The organism is Nocardia puris (genome assembly GCF_003315035.1).
Classification (GTDB): Bacteria; Actinomycetota; Actinomycetes; order Mycobacteriales; family Mycobacteriaceae; genus Nocardia; species Nocardia puris.
Window position 1 is genome coordinate 250,891 of record NZ_QNRE01000004.1, and the last position, 17,254, is coordinate 268,144.

Sequence of the window (17,254 nt, forward strand, 5' to 3'; positions counted from 1 at the left end):
GCACACCTGGCACACCTCCCGCAAACACCCCATCCGTAACACTCACCGCCTGGTTTCCGACCTCCCCCATGACACTTGGCCCGTCGGGGGGCCCGTCCGTCCATCTGTCAGTCATCGGAATGGGGATCAGGACATGGCTCTTCGCGAGTTCTTCGCGCGACATCGGATAGCCACCGCCGTCGCCGCACCCGCTGTCCTCGGAGTGGCGGCGATCGTCGCCGCCTCCTGGGGTCTCAGTTCGGCTCCGCGCACCGCGGACACGCAGCTCACCACCTCGGTCACGGAATGCCGTGACATGGTGACGATCTCGGTGGCGGGCCGCAACGACACCCCCGTCGAGGGGACCACGCGGATGCTGGTCGACGCGAACGGCAACCCGCTGCCCGCCGCCATGGCGGGCGACCACAACAGCCGCTGGGTGGACCCGGTGGTCAACGCGCCCGCCGACGACGTGGACCCCGGCTCCTACGCCGCGGTCTACATCGCCTACCCGGCGAACATGGCCACCTACGAGGACGCCGTGAACAAGGGCGTCGAGAACACCCGGCAGGTGATGCGGGAGATCTCGGCGGCCTGCCCCGACACCAAGTTCGCCATCGTCGGCTACAGCGAGGGCGCCGACGTGGTGCGCCGCGTCGCGATGGAGGTCGGCAACGGCGAACCGGACGCCGACGGCACCTACGAGGTGGTGAACCCGGACAACGTGGTGGGCGTGGTCATCCTCGCCGACGCGGGCCGCTCCTCGGGCGACGGGCCGTTCCCCGGTTCGGAGGACCCGCACCGCAACCCCGACGGGTTCGACCAGGCGTACCAGAACGGCTCGAACCCGGTGCCCGGCCAGGGCGCGCTGCCGGGGACCAGCGGCGACTTCGGCAAGCTGAACGGCAAGGTCGCCTCGTTCTGCTCCGACGGCGACCTCACCTGCTCGGCGCCGGAGAACATCTCGCTGCTGCAACTGGTCGTGAACGTGGGCAGGCAGATCAACGTCGACGCGCTCGAACGCGAGGGGCTGACCCCGGCGACCGGCCAGGATGTGGCCGTCACGCTGGGCCGCATCGCGCTGGCCGCGTTCGCCGACATCGCCGCCCAGGACAACTGGATGGCCAGCGACGAGACCTTCCTCGAGGTGCTGCTGCGGGTCTCCGATCCCGAGTACAAGCCGGGGGAGCAGCCGAAGGAACAGCCCGCGGCCGACGCCATCGCGGCCGATGACATGTCGCCGCTGGCGTACCTGCCGCAGAAGATCTTCAACGAGATCATCGGGCTCATCGTGACCAACCAGAACACCATCCCGGTCATCCTGAGCGACCCGTACAAGCAGACGCTGGGCCCCGACCACGAGGGCCACCACTTCGACTACTGGCGCGACGCCGACCCCGACAACGGCAGGCCGCTGACCTCGGCGGAGTACGCCGCGGCGTGGCTGACCCACCTGGCCAAGCAGGCGCAGGCGGGCAAGGAGGTCGACAAGAGCACCAAGCCCGACTCCTCGGATGTGGCCGCGGTGTTCGAGGCGGCGGCCGCCACCTCGGAGCAGCCCGCTCCGGATACCACGCAGAGCGCGACCCCGACGACCACCACCACGACAACAACGACCAGTGGTGAGCCCACGACGACCACGCCGGAGTCGACCACCGCGACCCCGTCCGAATCGTCCACCACCACGACCACTCCCGAGGTGACGCGGACGACGACCTCGGCCCCGTCCGAGATCGCGGACCCGGTCACCACCACCCCGCCCACCACGACGACGACCACCACGTCGGAATCGGCGGCGCCGACCACGACCGAGTCGACGACCACCACCACGGCACCGGCTCAGCGCTGAGCCGACCCGAGACCGCCCCGCCGGGATTCCGGCCGGGCGGTCTCGCCGTTTCCGGGCCGGCCCGTTCGGCGCTGCCCACCCTGGCAGGCAATCCGGCGGACCGTGCTGGGCTTTCCACTCACCGGTGGTTGCCCGACCAGCCCCACCCCCGACAACGCCTACGCTGCCCGCATGGGGAACATCTCTGCGGACGAAGTCGGGGCCGCTTACGACGAAGTGGCCGAGTTGTACACCGATATGGCCCGGGACATCATGGCGGCCAAGACATTCGACCGGGCGATGCTCGACGCGTTCGCGGAGCTGGTGCCCGGCGGGCCGGTGGTGGAGCTGGGGTGCGGGCCCGGCAGGATCGCCGCCTACCTCGCGGCGCGCGGGCTCGACATCTGCGGCACCGACATCTCGGCGCGCATGATCGAGGTGGCGCGGCGCGAGTACCCGGGGTTGCGCTTCGAGGTGGGTTCGCTGGCGGAACCGCCCGCGGCGCCGGGCACGCTAGCCGGCATCGTCGCCTGGTATTCGCTCATTCACACGGCACCGCCGCAGGTTCCCGACATCCTGGACGGATTCCACCGCGCCCTGCGGCCCGGCGGCTACCTGCTGCTGGCATTCCAGGGCGCCGACGACGGGGTGGTGGAGTTCGACCACCGGGTGGCGCGCGCCTACCGCTGGTCACCCGATCGGCTCGGCGAACTGGCGCGGGACGCGGGGTTCACCGTCAAGACCAGGATGGTGTGCGCGCCCGATCCGGACGACCGCTTCGATCAGGGTTATCTGCTCGCCGTAAAACCTCCGGAGTCGGCCGGATCCACGCCGGGGACAACTCCTAGCGGGTAGTTTTGGTGCACCACACAGAATTGGCCACGGGTCGCACCCGGAGCCGGTAAGTTTGGTACAGCCGCGCAGGATCACCCCGGCGCGGCCGTTGCGGCGACAGCGAGGTCGGCAGTCCAGTACCCGCCAGTTCACTCCGTCGTCAGGGGGCGACACATCATGAAACTCATCGCACCGATCGATGCCATTTTCCTACTGGCCGAATCCCGCGAACACCCGATGCATGTGGGATCGCTGCAACTGTTCGAACCGCCGGAGGACGCGGGCCCCGATTTCGCGGCGCAGACCCATCGGATGCTGTTGTCCTGCAACGAGATACATCCGACGTTCCGCAAGCGCCCGGCCACCGCGCTCGGCTCGCCGCAGCTGGCCTGGACCCTGGCGGACGACGTCGACACCGACTATCACGTGCGCCGGGTCGCGCTGCCTGGGCCGGGCACCCAGGACCAGCTGGTCGACCTGATCTCGGGCTTGCACGGCACGTTGCTCGACCGGCACCGGCCGCTGTGGGAGGTGCACGTGATCGAGGGCCTGCGCGACGGCCGGTTCGCGATCTACTCCAAGATGCACCACGGCCTGATCGACGGCGTCTCGGCGCAGCGCCTGGTGCAGCGCACCCTCACCGAGGACCCGAACGCGACCGAACCGCGCATCCCGTGGAATCTGCCGCGCTCGGGGCGCCGCCGCGAACGCGAGGCGGGCGGCGGATTGCTCGGCGCCGCAAAGACTCTCGCGCAGGCAGCCGGTGGCGTGCCCGGACTGCTGCGCGCCGCGCGCACGGCACTGGTCGAGCAGCAGGCCACGCTGCCGTTCGCGGCCCCGCGCACGATGCTCAACGTCCCGATCGGCGGCGCGCGGCGCACGGCGGTGCGCTCGTGGCCGATGGAACGCATCAAGCAGGTGCGCAAGGCGACCGGCACCACCGTCAACGACGTGGTGCTGGCCATGTCGGCGGGCGCGCTGCGCACCTACCTCGCCGAACACGACGCGCTGCCCGACAAGCCGCTGGTCGCCATGGTGCCGATGTCGCTGCGCTCGCCCGACGACACCGCGACCGACGGCGTGAAAGTCGGTGCGCTGCTGTGCAATCTGGGCACCGACCTGGCCGACCCGCTGGCGCGGCTGCGGGTGGTGAGCGAGTCGATGCGCAGCAGCAAGCAGGTGTACGACGGATTGTCGCCGTTGCAGTCGATGGCGCTGTCGGGGTTGATGGTCTCGCCGATCGCGCTGAATCTGATCCCCGCGCTCATCCCGTGGACCACGCCGCCGTTCAACGTGGTGATCTCCAACGTGCCCGGCCCCCGCGAGCAGATGTACTGGAACGGCGCGCGGCTGGACGCGAACTTCCCGCTGTCCATCCCGTTCGACGGGCAGGCCGTGAACATCACGCTCACCACCAACGGCGGCAATCTCGACTTCGGCCTGGTGGGCTGCCGGCGCACGGTGAGCGATCTGCACCGCATCCTCGATCACCTCGAGACCGCGCTGGCCGAGCTGGAAGCCGCCGTCTGATCTGACTCCCCCGCGCACTATTGCCGGAAAACTAGAACGTGTTACTGTCGAGGTGACCGCCGGAGCCGACCGGGGACACCCCGCGCCACGATGGGGCGAGAATCGTGGTCAAGGGACGATTCGGCCGGCTCCGGCGGCGACAGCTCGCGCCGGGACCTGCGCGAGCACCATGCAACCCGTTCTACAACGAGAGCGGCCCGCGCCGAACCCTCACCGCCCGGCAGGAGACAGCATCCGATGCGTACCGAAATCTGCGACCGGCTGGGGATCGAATTCCCCATCTTCGCCTTCACCCACTGCCGCGATGTGGCGGCTGCGGTCAGCAACGCCGGCGGGCTCGGTGTGCTCGGCGCGGTGGGCTTCACCGCCGAACAGCTCGAGGTGGAGCTGGCCTGGCTCGACGAGCACGTGCACGGCGTCTACGGCGTCGACCTGGTGATCCCGTCCAAGTACGAGGGCAAGGGCATCGACGACCTCACCCCCGAACAGCTGGAAGCCAAACTGGCCGAACTGGTTCCGCAGGGCCACCGCGATTTCGCGGAGAAGATCCTGGCCGACCACGGCGTGCCGCCGCTGCCCGAGGGCGAACACCACAACCAGCTGCTCGGCTGGACCGCCACCACGGTCGCCCCGCAGATCGAGGTGATCCTGCGCCACCCCAAGGCCAAGCTGGTGGCCAACGCGCTGGGCACCCCGCCCGACGATGTGATCGCCCAGATCCAGGGCTCGGGCCGGCTGATCGGCGCGCTGTGCGGTTCGGTCAAGCACGCGCTCAAGCACAAGGCGGCGGGCCTGGACTTCGTGGTGTGCCAGGGCACCGAGGGCGGCGGGCACTGCGGCGAGGTCTCCTCGATCGTGTTGTGGCCGCAGGTGATCGACGCCGTGGGCGAGCTGCCGGTGCTGGCCGCGGGCGGCATCGGCGACGGCCGCCAGGTCGCGGCGGCCATGGCGATGGGCGCGGCGGGCGCGTGGACCGGTTCGCTGTGGCTGACCGTCGAGGAGGCCAATGTGCCGCCCGCGCAGATGCAGAGCTACATCGACGCCACCAGTCACGACACCGTGCGCTCGCGCGCGTGGACCGGCAAGCCCGCCCGGATGCTGCGCAACGACTGGACCGAGGCGTGGGAGTCGGCCGACAACCCCGATCCGCTGCCGATGCCGCTGCAGATGATGGTCGCGCTCGACGGCGTCAAGCGCGGCCACCGCTATCCCGAGGCCGCCAAGGACGTGAACTTCAACCCGGTGGGCCAGATCGTCGGGATGATGAACAAGGTCGAACGCTCGGCCGATGTGATGGCCCGGCTGGTCCAGGAGTACGTGGACGCCTGCGAGCGGCTGAACAAGCTCAACAGCTGAGCGCCGCTCAGCCGCCGAAGCGGATCTCGGTCTTCTTCAGCACCGGATCGGTGACCCCGCCCGAGCAGGCCAGCTGGTCGGCGTCCCAACCGGCCAGCTGGGAACCGGCGGCGTAGACCGACTGGAAGAACTCGAGTGCCGCGCCGACCGGGTCGTCGGCGCGGCGCGCCTCGTCGTAGGCGTAGTACGCGGCGTGCCCGGAACCCGACGTCACCCAGCGCGCGCCGGCCGGGCTCAGGGCGCGCCCGGTGAGCCCTTCGGGTTCGGGCGCGACGTAGGAGTAGAAGGTGGGTTCGGGCACGTTGTCGTCGCCGAACCAGAAGCCCGCGCTGATCACTTCGCGCGAATACGCCTCGCGGGTCACCGAATCCACCGACGCGGGCATCTCGATGTGGCGCGGTGAGAAGCGCTGCACGGCGATGTCGAAGGTGTGCCAGAAGACCTGGACGGGGCTGATCTTGCCGGAGTAGGTGGCGCTGAACTCCTCGAGGATCCGGCCCACCTGGCTCTGCACGCGGAACGCGGCGAGCGCCTGCTGCGGGTCGTAGCTCGCGTGTTCGGTGTCCTGTTCGAACGGGCGGTCGGCGTCGGGCAGGTCGAAGGGGTGCGGGTTGGGGATCACCACGTGGATGTCGAGGGCGCTGAGCGCGGCGAGCACGTCCTCGTAGAACTCGGCGACGGATTTGCCGGGCAGGTCCACCCGCACCTGCGCGCCGTCGTCGGTGGCGACGATCAGCGCGTGATCGAAGAAATCGAACGCGCAGGTGAACACGGGCCCGCTGCGGGCGGTGCCGAGCGGGACCGTGGTCCAGCCGCGCGCGGTGAGCCGGAAGGTCATATGCCACCAGTGATTGCGGCGGATGCCCTTGGCGAGGGCGACCTTGCCGACGACCTGGGCGAAGCGGTGCAGCGTCTCCTTGGTGGAGCGCCACGGCGCGAGGGGGAGGGCGGGCAGCGGTTCGACTGGCGCGGTCATACCGGCCACGGTACGGCCATCGTCGGCGTGGGCGTCGGCGAATCGCGGGCGCGCCCGCACGGCGTCGTGTGCGTCGATGCCCACGATCGACGTGCCCCGAGGGAGCGAGCCGCGTGCGACTCGCTTCCCTTACCGCAGGTGAGAGCGTCGCAGGTCAGGCGGTGGCGGCGTGCGCCTGCGCGGCGGGCAGGCCGCCGAGCAACTCCTCGAACTTCGCGACGACCTTCGCGTGGTACATGCCGAACAGGTCCTCGAACAGCGCGAGCTGCGCCTCCGACGGACCGGACCCGGATTCCCACACCGCCACCAGCGCGCGCCACACCAGCACGTGCAGGTCGGCGGCGCCCGCGAAGTAGGCCTCGATCGCCTCGGGCACCTCGAGCACCATCTCGCCGATGGAGTTGAGGATGGCGCGCTGCATGCTCAGCCCGAGCGCGGTGAGCAGCCCGCGCACCAGCGCGACCTCGAGCGCGAGGATCTGGCGGTAATCCGGAACCTCCAGCCGCGCAAGCCTTTCCAGCTCGTCGATGGCGGCCTTGAGTTCGGCCGGATCGATCGTTTGCTCGCTCGCGGTGTAGGCCAGCAGCGCCTCCATCACGATGCCGCGCTCCACGTCCACGATGTCGTGGAACATCTCGATCGCCACGTCCGGCATCGGCACCGAGAATCGGAAGAGGTGGCGGTACACGTCGATGCCGCCCGCCTCGCGCACGTCGCGAATGGTGAAACCTTTACCGCGCCGCGCCTCGACGAATCCGTACGATTCCAGCCGACCCAGGGTCAGCTGTGCCGTCGCGCGATTCATATCGAATTCTTCCGCGACCTGACGGACCGACGGCATCAAATCCCCCGGCTGATATTCCCCCGCGGCAACGCGGCGCGCCAGTTCGTCGGCGACGTCGGCGACTACCGTTTGGGACCCCATCGGATGCCACCTTTCGACTCTGTACACAATACGTCCCAGACAGTCTAAGCCCTCACCCGGCGCTCCGCACCCGGGTCGCGGCGATCCGCCCGCAGTGTGACTTGTCTCATGGGTCGGCGGCGACCGGCGTTGGTACCGATGATAATTCGACGTGGACTTTCGTTATCACGGGTAACACTCGCGGCGGGGCGGGCGGGTGCGCGCGAACCTCGGGAACCGGGACGGCCGGGGCCCGCCAGGGGGCGCGGGGCCGTCACCCGCGCGGACCGGGGCTCAGTCGGGGCTCGAGTCGGGGTGGGGTGTCGCGTCGCGAGTGGGGGAATGGTGATGCCACTACCGGCAATTTGCTGGCAACACGTGTGCAGTCGGTGCGGCGGCGTCAATTCGAGGCGCGCGGAGCAGCCCGCTGAATTTCGGTTCGCGGTATTTTTCGCTGCCGCGACGGCAACCCGTCCGGATGGAAAGAATGGGCCACGGAATGCTCGAGTGGCCGCATTTCCTCGGCGCTCCGGTATCGCACCGCCGATGGCGTTCGCGCACAAGAACATTCGCTCGCGACCGCGCCGGGCCCGCCGGAACCGCCGCGAACCCCGTCTGAGACGGAGTTTGTTCAGTCGGCCAGCCAGTCCAGCCACGCCGGGGTGACCAGGGCGGCGAACGCCTCGTAGCCACCCGCCGACGGATGGGCGCCGTCGCCCGCCCGCACCTCGCGCAGCCACACCTCGTCGGCGCGCAACTGCTCGTGGACGCGCACGAACGGCACGTGTTCCTCGGCGCATACGGACGCGAACCGGTCGCCCAACCGTGCGATACGGGTGTTGTGGGCGTCGTCATCGACCGGCGGCGGTTCGACCACCAGCGCCGACCAGCCGCGGTCGGCCGCCTGGCCCAGCATCTTGACCAGATTCGCGGCGGACGCGTCGGCGGGCACCCGCCGCACCCCGTCCTCTTCCATCGTGTCGTTCACGCCGAACGAGAACACGACCCGCCCGTCCACCCCGGACGGCAGCCGCTGCGCGCACTCCGCGAACCACCGCTTGGCGATATCCGTGGACGTCTGCCTGCGCACCCCGAGGTTGTACGCGGTCAGCGCGACCCCCGCACCGTGCGCGACCGCCGCCACCCGCCCGGCCCACCCCGCGCACACCGGATCCCCCACACCGGCGACGAAGGAGTCACCCACGAAACACACCCGCACATCGGATCCACCCACCCCACCATGCTCCCACGCGGAAGAAGCCGCGAGAACACAGCTATCATCGGCCGGGTTGGTCCGGGAGGGAGTGACTGTGGCAGGGGAATCGGTGGGCCGGGCGCCGGCTTGGTTCACGGACTTGTTCGCACACCGGCGGTGGGTGCGCAGGACGGAACCGTTTCCGCACGTGTACGCGCGGGACGTGTTCGTGGACGACTTCTACAAGCGGCTGGCCGAGCACTACGAGCGGGTGCGGGCCGAGCAGGCGGGCAAGTTCAACAAGGTGGCGGCCAATTACGGGGCGAGCGGTGTGCCGCTCACGCAGTTGCGCGACGGCCCGCTCGCGCTGTTCACCTCGCGGGAGTGGCACGACCTGATCGCGGGTATCGCGGGGGTGCGCACCACGGGCGACGTGGAGGGCTCGGTGCACCATCATCCGCCCAAGAGCAAACCGGGTTGGGCCCACAACGATTTGAATCCGGCGTGGTTTCCCGGCGACGCCCCGCCCGCGCGTGGCGAAGTGCGCTTGCCGCATCCCACGGTCGACATCAAGACCGGCGCGCGCGGCACGGGTGTGGCGGCGCGCGAGACGATCCGCGCGGTCGCGGTGCTGTTCTATCTGAACAATCCCGGGTGGCAGGCCGGCGACGGCGGCGAGACCTGTTTCTACGCGAACGTGTCCGACCCGGCGCCCACCTTGGCGGTGCCGCCGTTGGACAACTCGATGGTGATCTTCGAGTGCACGCCGCGCACGTGGCACGCCTACGCGGGCCGCAACCGGCGCGACCGCAACAGCATCGTGATGTGGTTGCACCGTCCGAAGGACGAAGCCGTGCAGCGTTGGGGAGGAGACCGCATTGTCTACTGGTGAACGCCGGGTGTGCCTGCTGACCGGAGCGGGCGGCACGCTGGGTGACGCGTTCTGCCGCGAGTTGTACGGCGCGTACGACATCGTGGCGGTGTGCCGCACCCGCACACCGGCCGCGCCCTCGCAGCACGAGTGGTTCGTGGACCCGTTCGACCCGGACGGCGACGTGCCGGAGAACGCCTCGCGGGTGTTCCTGATCCGCGCCGACCTGACCCAGCCGGGCGAGGTGGAGCGGGTGGTGGATCTGGCGCTGGCCAAGTTCGGCGGCGTGGACCTGCTGGTCAACAATGCCGCGAGCCTGCAACTGCATCCGAACGGCCTCATCGACGGCGACAGCGCGCTGGACGATTTCGATCCGATGTTCGCGATCAACGTCGGGGTGCCGCTGCGCCTGGCGGCGCGGCTGGCGCAACGCAGCTGGCTGCACACCGACGCGAAGAACCGGGAGCGCAAGCGCAATATCGTCAACGTGTCGAGCCTGTCGGGGTCGAACGTCTACCCCGGTGGGCAGGCGCTGTATTCGGCGTCGAAGGCGGCGCTCAACCACCTGACCCGGCATATGGCGCGCGAATTCGGCGAGTTCGGCGTGCGCGTGAACGCGGTGTCGCCCAATAGTTTTCCCGCGCTGGTCCCCACCGAGCAGGTCCTGCGCGCCATCGTGGAGCTGGATGTGGGCACCAAAACCGGGGGCGTGTTCAGCATCGGCGCCGAGCCCGTCGCGACCGAGGCGGTCGCGGGCAAGCACACCCGCGGCTGACGGGTCGCCCCGCCATCGCGGCGCCGTCTCTGGCAAGGTGAACTGCGGCCGAGGCGGCACCGCGCGAGGTCGGTCCGCCGCGGCGTGTTGGTGCCGATCGACCGCGGCGACCTGCTGCATACTCACGACACGGGTGAGACAGGGGGTGGCCGAGCCAGCGCCAACCGATCCGAAAGTGCCGATACGACATGCGAGTCGACGGGCGGGAGATCCCGGTCACGGGGAGTCTCCTGCAGCCGCTGATCCGGCGGACCACGGACATCGTCCGCGTCATGCTCGCGGCGCTGTGGCTCGGCGTGGTGATCGCGGCGTCGGTGATCACGCGGCCGGAGTGGCTGGCACTGGAACAGTCGGTGTCCGATATCGTCGGCTTCCTCACGCCGGACCAGTCCAATCTGGTGTATCTGCTGTACGGCATCGCGATCCTGATCCTGCCGTTCGCGATTCTCATCGAGTTGGTCATCGGCAGGCAGTGGAAGCTGCTCGCGGGCTACGCGGCGGCGGGGATCATCGCAGGTCTGCTGCTGTCCATCACGGGAACGGGATTGTCGGCTCCGCAATGGCATCTGCAGGTGCCCGAGCGTCTTGACACGTTCCTGTCCCAGTTCCTCGACGATCCGCGCTGGATCGCCATGCTGGCCGCGGTGCTCACGGTGTCGAGTCCGTGGCTGCCGACCAAGCCGCGGCGCTGGTGGTGGTTCCTGCTGCTGGCGTTCGCGCCGATCCACCTCGTGGTCAGCACCGTGGTGCCCGCGCGGGCGATGTTCGGCTTGGCGGTGGGCTGGCTGGTCGGCGCGCTGATCGTGTGGGTTGTCGGCACGCCCGCGCTGGAGGTGCCGCTGGAGGCGGCCGTGCGGGTGCTGGCCCGGCGCGGGCACACGGTCACCGCGTTCACGGTGGTGCGGCCGGCCGGGTCGGGACCGCTGGTGCTCGCCGCCGAGATCGACGGGCCCGAGCGGGAACTCACCGTCGAGATGTACGGCAAGAACCAGCGCAGTCACGGCGCGCTGCGCATGGTGTGGCGCTGGCTGACGTTCCGCAGCAGTGAGACGGCGGCGCTGCACGGTTCGATGCATCGCGCCGTGGAGCACCGGGCGCTGATGACGATCGCCGTGGGTGAGACGGGGTTGTCGGGGCAGCAGGTGGTCGCGGTGGCCTCGCTGGATCGCGGCTGGATGCTGTACGCGCACACCGACGCCGACCTCACCCCCCTGAACGAAACCCCGGTCGAGCACCTGCCGCGGGTGTGGAAAGCGCTCGACGCGCTGCACAGCAACACGGTCGCGCACGGGGATCTGCGCCCCGACGACGTCGGCATCGCCGGGGACAAAGTGCTGTTCAGCGGGTTCGGCAGCGCGGAGTTCGGCGCCTCGGACACCCAGCTGCACACCGATATCGCGCAGTTGCTGGTCACCACCACCGCGATCTACGGCAAGGAACCCGCGGTCGGCGCGGCGATCGATGCGCTCGGCGAGCAGACGGTGTTGATCGCGACGCGCAGGCTCATCAAATCGGCCATGCCGTCGGGCATCCGGATGGCGATCCCGGAGTGGGGCTCGATCGTCGGCGAGGCGCGCGACGAGGTGCGCAGGCAGACCGGACAGGACAAGATCGAGGCCGATCAGATCACCCGGTTCTCCCGCAACCAGATCATCCAGCTGGTGCTGTTGATCGGCCTGGTGTACGTGGCCTACCCGTTCATCAGCGCGGTCCCGACCTTCTTCTCCCAGCTGCGCACCGCCAACTGGTGGTGGGCGCTGCTGGGGCTCGGCGTCTCCAGCCTCACCTATTTCGGTGCGGCGGCGGCGCTGTGGGCGTGCGCGTCGGGGTTGGTGAGCTACCGCAACCTGGTGATCATGCAGATCGCCAACACCTTCGCCGCCACCACCACGCCGGCGCGCGTGGGCGGTTTGGCGTTGAGCGTGCGGTTCTTGCAGAAGGGCGGGCTGGGCACGGTGCGCGCCACCGCCGCCGTCGCGCTGCAGCAGGCGGTGCAGGTGATCACGCACCTGAGCCTGCTGGTGCTGTTCTCCATCGTGGCCGGGACCTCGGCGGACCTGTCGCACTTCGTGCCCGACCCCACCATCATCTACCTGGCCGCGGGCGTGGGCGTGGGCATCATCGGCACGTTCATGTTCGTGCCGAAACTGCGCCGCTGGCTGAACAATTCGGTGCGCCCGCAGTTGCAGGAGGTGCTGGGCGAGCTGGGGCAGCTGGCCAAGGACCCGAAGCGGTTCTCGATCATCATCGCCGGCTGCGCCGCCATCACGCTCGGCTTGGCCGGGGCGCTGTGGTGCAGCGTGCAGGCGTTCGGCGGCGGCACCACGTTCGTCACCGTCACCATCGTCACGATGATCGGCGGCACGCTGGCCTCGGCCGCGCCGACGCCCGGTGGTGTCGGCGCCGTCGAGGCCGCCCTGATCGGCGGCCTCGCGGCGTTCGGCCTGCCCGCCAGCGTCGCCGTCCCGTCCGTGTTGCTCTACCGCGTGCTCACCTGCTGGCTGCCGGTGTTCTGCGGCTGGTTCACCATGCGCTGGATGACGTCGAAGGAGATGATCTAGGCGCGCGCGCCGGGATCGTCGGCGAGCATCCCGTAGATCACGGTGTCGGTCCACTCGCCCTTGCTCCACCAGTCCTGGCGGAGGTGGGCTTCGCGGCGCATGCCGAGACGTTCGGCCAGGCGGGCCGACGCGGTGTTGCGCGCGTCCATCTGGGCGGTCACGCGGTGCAGGCCATAGGTGCGAAAGCCCAGGCGCAGCACCGCGCCCGCCGCCTCGGCGGCGTAGCCGCGGCCACCGGCGGCGGGGTCGAGCACCCACCCGATCTCGGCGACGCCGCGCTCGGCGTCGGTGGCCCACAGCGCGACGTCCCCGAGCACCACCGAGTCGGCCTCGATGACGAGCGCGAGGGCGTGCTCCTCGGTATCGAGGCCGGTCCTGGCCAGCCGCGCGGCGACCTTCTCCTCGGCGTCGCTCGGGGTCCACGGCTCGTCCAGCAGGAGGCGCGCGACCTCGGGCTGGCCGTAGATCCGTTGCAGCGCAACGGCATCGGCGGGCTCGTGCGTACGCAGGACGAGGCGTTCGGTTTTGATGGGGAGTTCTAGCGAGGACACGCCTCGATAGTACCGATCGGAACCACTCGCCCCGACCGGGGCGAGGCGCGTCGCTCAGTTCAGCGCGATGGTCAGGCCGTCCTTGGTGCAGCCCGCGGCGGCGCACTGCCAGCCCCGCACCGTCCTCGTGTCGGAATCGCTGATGGTGCTGACGAATTCCGTCGCGACGTCGATGGCCTCGGTGCAGCCCACTCGACCGGCGGCGGTGCCGACCGCGATGACGGTGCGGGTGCCGCCACCCGCGTCGGTGACCGGGCCGCAGTTCACGTCCTCGACGCTGTGCCCGGGGTCGGGTGCGGGCGGCTGGTCGGGGTCGACGGTGCGGATCGGCGTCGGCGCGGGCGGCGGCGGAGTCGCCGGACCGGCCTGGCCGCGCAGGCCGATGGTGAGGCCCTGGTTGACGCAGATGTGCGGAATCGTGGTGTCGGGCTGCGGTTCACACGTCCAGCCGTCGACGGTCTGGGCGTCGCCCGTGCGCGGCACGCCCACGTAGTCGGAGGCGACGGTGATCGCCTCGGTACAGCCCGCGCGACCCGCCGCGGAGGCGAACGCGATCACGTCGGCGGTGGCGCCGTTGGACCCGGTCACCGGGCCGCAGTTCACGTCGGCCAGCGGTTCGGGGGTCGGGGTCGGCGCCGGGGCGGGCGGATGCGTCGGACTCGGCGGTGGGAGCGGGGCGGCGCTCGGGCCCACGAGTTTGCGCGCGCTGGTGGGGGTCGCGGTGGCCGACGTGGTGGTCGACGTGGCGTGCGCCGCGTTCTCGGAATCGTCGTCGCTACCGCAGGCGGCGCCACCGGCAACCACCACCGCGGCCAGCCCGACCAGGACAGCACACCGCTTGGAATTCACGAATTCGCTCCTGACCTCGTTCGACAATGCCGAAGCCGAACAGCTTCAGCACGATTCACACGTAGCCGAGAAGTAGCCAGGGGAATTCAATCACAGCGGGAGCGGCCGGGGGACGCTTTCCGGCACAGCGCCGCCCGGCACGCGGCCGGGCGGCGCTGGAGACCTAGGAGCCGTGGTCCTTGCGCAGTTGCACCTTCACCACTTTGCCGCTGGCGTTGCGCGGCAGTTCCGGCACGAGCACCAGATCCTTCGGATGCTTGTAGCGGGCCAGGCTCTCGTTCAGGTACGGCTCGAGCTCCGCGAGCGTGAGGTCGCCCTCGGGATCGGCGAGCGCGACCACGGCCACCGGAACCTCGCCCCACTTCTCGTGCGCGCGGCCGATCACCGCGGCCTCGCGGATCTTCGGGTGCGCGAACAGGACGTTCTCCACCTCGGCGCAGTAGATGTTCTCGCCGCCGGAGATGATCATGTCCTTCTTGCGGTCCACCACCCAGACGAAGCCCTCCTCGTCCTGGCGCACCAGATCGCCGGAGTGGAACCAGCCGCCGGCGAACGATTCGGCGGTGGCCTCGGGCTTGTTCCAGTAGCCCTGCATGAGAGTCGGTCCGCGATAGACGATTTCACCGATCTCGCCGGGCGCCACGTCGTTCATCCCGTCGTCCACCACGCGAGCCTGGATCGTCGGGACGACCTTGCCCACCGAGCCCAGTTTGCGCAGCGCGTCCTTGCCCTCGAGCACGCAGGTGATGGGCGACATCTCGGTCTGGCCGAACACCGCGACGTTCTGCGCGTCGGGGAAGCAGTCGGCCATCGCGCGCAGCACCGTGTCGGAGGCGGGCGCGGCGCCCCAGCTCAGCATCCGCAGCGCCAGATCCCGCTGCTTGACGGTGGGTTCGGCGCAGATGAGCTGCCACTGCGCGGGCACGCAGAAGGCGGTGGTGGCGCGCTCGGCCTCCACCGCGTCGAGGAACTCGGTGGCGTCGAAGGCGCCCAGCGGATGCAGCACGGTCTTGCCGCCGAGCTGGAAATACGGTGCGAGACTGCCCAATCCGGCGATGTGGAACAGCGGCGAGGTACAGAAGCCGATGGAGTCGGGGCCGATGTCCATGGCGCGGATGCAGGTCAGCGCCTGGGCGTTCATGTTCGCGTAGGAGAGCACGGCGCCCTTCGGGCTGCCCGTGGTGCCCGAGGTGTACATGATCAGGGCGGGCGTGTCCTCGGGGATGTCGAGCGGCGTGTGCGGTGCGCCGTCCTCAGCGAGGGCGTCCTCGTAGGCGACCACGTCCTCGGCCGACTGGCCGCCGATCACCACACAGGTGGCCAGCGCGGGCGACTGCGCGCGGACGGCGGCGGCCAGCGGTTGCAGCGGGGCGTCGGTGACGAGGGTCGTCGCGCCGCTGTCGGCGGCGATGTAGGCGATCTCGGGCGGGGTGAGCCGGAAGTTGACCGGCACCGCGATCGCGCCGAGGGCGTTGATGCCGAACACGGCTTCCAGGTATTCGGGGTGATTCAGCGCGAGGATCAGCACCCGGTCGCCGAAGCCGACGCCGCGGCGGGCCAGGGCGTCGGCGAAGCGCTGGGAGCGCTCGTGCAGTTGCCGCCACGTGGTGTCGGCGCCGCGGAAGCGCAGGGCCACCGCGTCGGGGCGCATGAGCGCGTGGGTGGCGATCTGGTTGTTCCAGTGGTTGCGCCGGGACCTGATGGGCTCGTCGAGCGCCTGCGCGCCGGTGGTCATGCCGCCTACTCCTCTCGGGCCCGCCGCCGGGTCGACCACCGTGGTCGGCCGCGCATCGGAGCCTCGGAACGTGGGTGAGAATACCAACTAACTTAATTGATCATCAAGGGATGCGGGGCAGAATGGCGGTTCAGGCCAGCTTCTCGGCTTCTTGGCCTGTCTACTCGTCTTTACCAGGTGATTTGCCGAACACTGTAGGCATTTCCGGCCACATCAGTTTGCTCGAATCTGTGAATCGTCGCTTACTTATGACTTGAGCACGGGAGGATTCCCGTGTCACCATCGGTGGCGTGCGGGCGGAGCAGAACGCCCGCGAGAGCTGAGGAGAGAGCACCGTGCTGCGTACCAGGTTCACCGAGGAATTCGGCGTCGAGCACCCGATCGTGCAGGGCGGGATGATGTGGGTCGGCCGCGCCGAACTCGTCGCCGCCGTGGCCGAGGCGGGCGCGCTCGGCTTCCTCACCGCGCTCACCCAGCCCACCCCCGACGACCTGCGCCGCGAGATCGACCGCACCCGCGCGCTCACCGACAAGCCGTTCGGCGTGAACCTGACCATCCTGCCCTCCATCAACCCGCCGCCCTACGGCGAATACGTCGAGGCCATCATCGACAGCGGCATCAAGATCGTGGAGACCGCCGGCTCCAACCCCGAACCGTTCCTGCCGTACTACCGCGAGGCCGGCATCAAGGTGCTGCACAAGTGCACCAGCGTGCGGCACGCGCTCAAGGCGCAGAAGATCGGCGTCGACGGCGTGAGCATCGACGGATTCGAATGCGCTGGTCACCCCGGCGAGGACGACATCCCCGGCCTCATCCTGATCCCCGCCGCCGCGCGCGTGCTCGACATCCCGATGATCGCCTCCGGCGGCATCGCCGACGCGCGCGGGCTGGTCGCGGCGATGGCGCTGGGCGCCGACGGGGTGAACATGGGCACCAGGTTCCTGTGCACGCGGGAGTCGTGCATCGACCAGAAGGTCAAGGAGCAGATCGTCGCCAACAGCGAACTCGACACCCAGCTGATCTTCCGCACCCTGCGCAACACCGCCCGCGTGGCGGACAACGAGATCAGCCGCAAGGTGGTCGAGATCGAGAAGGCGGGCGGCACATTCGAGGACGTGCGCGAACTCGTCTCCGGCGCGCGCGGGCGCCGCGTGTTCGACGAGGGTGACCTGGACGCGGGCATCTGGTCGGCGGGCCTGGCGCAGGGGTTGATCCACGACATCCCGAGTTGCGGCGAACTCATCGAACGGATGGTGAGCGAGGCCGAGGAGCTGATCCGGGCGCGGTTGGGCGAGCTGATCGCCTGACCC

The 17,254-nt window shown here is 69.7% G+C and carries 14 protein-coding genes; 8 read left to right on the plus strand and 6 right to left on the minus strand.

Annotated features, from left to right (window positions below; genetic code table 11):
- Positions 1-133 precede the first annotated feature (133 nt).
- The 4 genes from DFR74_RS14235 (at position 134) to DFR74_RS14250 (ending at position 5,527) form a co-directional block, all read left to right on the plus strand.
- A complete protein-coding gene (locus tag DFR74_RS14235) occupies positions 134-1,828 on the plus strand; it encodes a cutinase family protein (protein WP_067503062.1) in 1,695 nt (564 codons plus the stop codon).
- Between the two features lie 171 nt (positions 1,829-1,999).
- Positions 2,000-2,662 carry a class I SAM-dependent DNA methyltransferase gene (locus DFR74_RS14240; RefSeq protein ID WP_067503059.1) on the plus strand — a complete coding sequence of 221 codons (663 nt, stop codon included), beginning with the start codon at positions 2,000-2,002 and terminating at the stop codon, positions 2,660-2,662.
- Positions 2,663-2,818: 156 nt separating this feature from the next.
- On the plus strand, positions 2,819-4,171 hold the full coding sequence (locus tag DFR74_RS14245; RefSeq protein ID WP_067503056.1) for a WS/DGAT/MGAT family O-acyltransferase: 1,353 nt from the start codon (positions 2,819-2,821) through the stop codon (positions 4,169-4,171).
- Positions 4,172-4,408: 237 nt separating this feature from the next.
- Complete coding sequence (locus tag DFR74_RS14250; protein ID WP_067503052.1) at positions 4,409-5,527, plus strand: NAD(P)H-dependent flavin oxidoreductase; 1,119 nt, start codon at positions 4,409-4,411, stop codon at positions 5,525-5,527.
- Positions 5,528-5,534: 7 nt separating this feature from the next.
- Here DFR74_RS14250 and DFR74_RS14255 read toward each other — a convergent pair whose 3' ends face one another.
- The 3 genes from DFR74_RS14255 to DFR74_RS14265 all read right to left on the minus strand — a co-directional run bounded on the left by DFR74_RS14255 (position 5,535) and on the right by DFR74_RS14265 (position 8,641).
- Positions 5,535-6,503 carry a DUF5996 family protein gene (locus DFR74_RS14255; protein ID WP_067503376.1) on the minus strand — a complete coding sequence of 323 codons (969 nt, stop codon included), beginning with the start codon at positions 6,501-6,503 and terminating at the stop codon, positions 5,535-5,537.
- Between the two features lie 154 nt (positions 6,504-6,657).
- Positions 6,658-7,428 (minus strand): FadR/GntR family transcriptional regulator, encoded by a 771-nt coding sequence (locus DFR74_RS14260; protein ID WP_067503050.1) that lies wholly within the window; start codon positions 7,426-7,428, stop codon positions 6,658-6,660.
- Positions 7,429-8,038: 610 nt separating this feature from the next.
- Positions 8,039-8,641 carry a GDSL-type esterase/lipase family protein gene (locus DFR74_RS14265; protein WP_067503045.1) on the minus strand — a complete coding sequence of 201 codons (603 nt, stop codon included), beginning with the start codon at positions 8,639-8,641 and terminating at the stop codon, positions 8,039-8,041.
- A 169-nt stretch (positions 8,642-8,810) separates the two neighbouring features.
- Here DFR74_RS14265 and DFR74_RS14270 point away from each other — a divergent pair, with 169 nt between their 5' ends.
- The 3 genes from DFR74_RS14270 (at position 8,811) to DFR74_RS14280 (ending at position 12,809) form a co-directional block, all read left to right on the plus strand.
- The gene (locus DFR74_RS14270; protein WP_233444441.1) at positions 8,811-9,494 is read left to right on the plus strand and encodes a 2OG-Fe(II) oxygenase; all 684 of its coding nucleotides are present in this window, start codon (positions 8,811-8,813) and stop codon (positions 9,492-9,494) included.
- The gene (locus DFR74_RS14275; RefSeq protein ID WP_228789774.1) at positions 9,481-10,248 is read left to right on the plus strand and encodes an SDR family NAD(P)-dependent oxidoreductase; all 768 of its coding nucleotides are present in this window, start codon (positions 9,481-9,483) and stop codon (positions 10,246-10,248) included. The genes DFR74_RS14270 and DFR74_RS14275 overlap by 14 nt, the downstream gene beginning before the upstream one ends.
- Positions 10,249-10,436: 188 nt before the next feature.
- Positions 10,437-12,809, plus strand: a complete 2,373-nt coding sequence (locus DFR74_RS14280; protein ID WP_067503037.1) for a lysylphosphatidylglycerol synthase transmembrane domain-containing protein — start codon at positions 10,437-10,439, stop codon at positions 12,807-12,809.
- Here the strand turns inward: DFR74_RS14280 and DFR74_RS14285 are convergent.
- The 3 genes from DFR74_RS14285 to fadD5 all read right to left on the minus strand — a co-directional run bounded on the left by DFR74_RS14285 (position 12,806) and on the right by fadD5 (position 15,944).
- Entirely contained in the window at positions 12,806-13,360 is a 555-nt protein-coding gene (locus DFR74_RS14285) for a GNAT family N-acetyltransferase (protein WP_067503034.1), read from the minus strand. The genes DFR74_RS14280 and DFR74_RS14285 overlap by 4 nt on opposite strands.
- Positions 13,361-13,414: 54 nt before the next feature.
- Positions 13,415-14,209 (minus strand): hypothetical protein, encoded by a 795-nt coding sequence (locus DFR74_RS14290; protein ID WP_147265830.1) that lies wholly within the window; start codon positions 14,207-14,209, stop codon positions 13,415-13,417.
- A 163-nt stretch (positions 14,210-14,372) separates the two neighbouring features.
- On the minus strand, positions 14,373-15,944 hold the full coding sequence (fadD5, locus tag DFR74_RS14295) for a fatty-acid--CoA ligase FadD5 (RefSeq protein ID WP_067503028.1): 1,572 nt from the start codon (positions 15,942-15,944) through the stop codon (positions 14,373-14,375).
- 335 nt (positions 15,945-16,279) lie between these two features.
- Here fadD5 and DFR74_RS14300 point away from each other — a divergent pair, with 335 nt between their 5' ends.
- On the plus strand, positions 16,280-17,251 hold the full coding sequence (locus DFR74_RS14300) for an NAD(P)H-dependent flavin oxidoreductase (RefSeq protein ID WP_195125032.1): 972 nt from the start codon (positions 16,280-16,282) through the stop codon (positions 17,249-17,251).
- Positions 17,252-17,254 lie beyond the last annotated feature (3 nt).

Excerpts from the sequence above, each read along its gene's own strand:
- DFR74_RS14280 (WP_067503037.1), top strand. The coding sequence starts at position 10,437 with ATGCGAGTCGACGGGCGGGAGATCCCGGTCACGGGGAGTCTCCTGCAG.
- DFR74_RS14240 (WP_067503059.1), top strand. The coding sequence starts at position 2,000 with ATGGGGAACATCTCTGCGGACGAAGTCGGGGCCGCTTACGACGAAGTG.
- fadD5 (WP_067503028.1), bottom strand. The coding sequence starts at position 15,944 with ATGACCACCGGCGCGCAGGCGCTCGACGAGCCCATCAGGTCCCGGCGC.
- DFR74_RS14235 (WP_067503062.1), top strand. The coding sequence starts at position 134 with ATGGCTCTTCGCGAGTTCTTCGCGCGACATCGGATAGCCACCGCCGTC.
- DFR74_RS14255 (WP_067503376.1), bottom strand. The coding sequence starts at position 6,503 with ATGACCGCGCCAGTCGAACCGCTGCCCGCCCTCCCCCTCGCGCCGTGG.
- DFR74_RS14245 (WP_067503056.1), top strand. The coding sequence starts at position 2,819 with ATGAAACTCATCGCACCGATCGATGCCATTTTCCTACTGGCCGAATCC.
- DFR74_RS14250 (WP_067503052.1), top strand. The coding sequence starts at position 4,409 with ATGCGTACCGAAATCTGCGACCGGCTGGGGATCGAATTCCCCATCTTC.
- DFR74_RS14260 (WP_067503050.1), bottom strand. The coding sequence starts at position 7,428 with ATGGGGTCCCAAACGGTAGTCGCCGACGTCGCCGACGAACTGGCGCGC.